Below are 589 nucleotides of genomic sequence, written 5' to 3'. Positions count from 1 at the left end.
CGTCGGCAGCGTCAGCTGTGTATAAGAGACAGCGGCGGGGGCCGGCGTGGCGGGAGGGGCGTTGAGCCGCTCACGCAGCTCCTTTCCGGCGGCGAAGGACAGCGTCCGGCGCTCCGGCACGGCGACGCTCTGGCCCGTCTTCGGGTTGCGGCCCGTGCGCGCGCGGCGGGTGCGGACGGAGAAGACGCCGAAGCCGCGCAGCTCGATGCGCTTGCCGGCCACCAGCGCCTGGCACATGCAGTCGAAGACGGCGTGGACGATGGCCTCCACCTCGCGCCGGGGGACATGCGGAGCGCGCGCCGCGATGCGCTCGATGAGCTCACTCCTCGTCATCGCACACCTCCCTGGAGGGGACGAAAGACTCTACAGAAGCCGACCCCGCGAGGACAAACCACCCACCCTCCAGGGCGAGCGCTGCCCCTGACGGCCCCGGGTGCTAGGGTGCCGCCCCCTCGCGAACGGGAAGGAACACCAGATGAAGACGCACCGGGTACGGAGGAGCTGGCGGGTGGAGGTCCTGTGGGTGCTGGGCGCCGTGCTCTGGACGCTCCTGCTGCCGGCCTGCTCCGCCACCCGCGCGGCCTCTCCC

General features: G+C 72.2%; 1 protein-coding gene. It reads right to left on the bottom strand.

The genetic code is table 11. The features are described from left to right. On the bottom strand, positions 1-333 hold a 333-nt coding region (locus tag HG543_RS57270), incomplete at its 3' end, for an integration host factor subunit beta (protein ID WP_169352724.1). Between the last annotated feature and the right edge of the window lie 256 nt (positions 334-589).

Source organism: Pyxidicoccus fallax, from assembly GCF_012933655.1.
In the GTDB taxonomy this organism is placed as follows: domain Bacteria; phylum Myxococcota; class Myxococcia; order Myxococcales; family Myxococcaceae; genus Myxococcus; species Myxococcus fallax.
The sequence above is the reverse complement of the archived record's forward strand: the minus strand, read 5'-3'. Positions and strand labels throughout refer to the sequence as shown.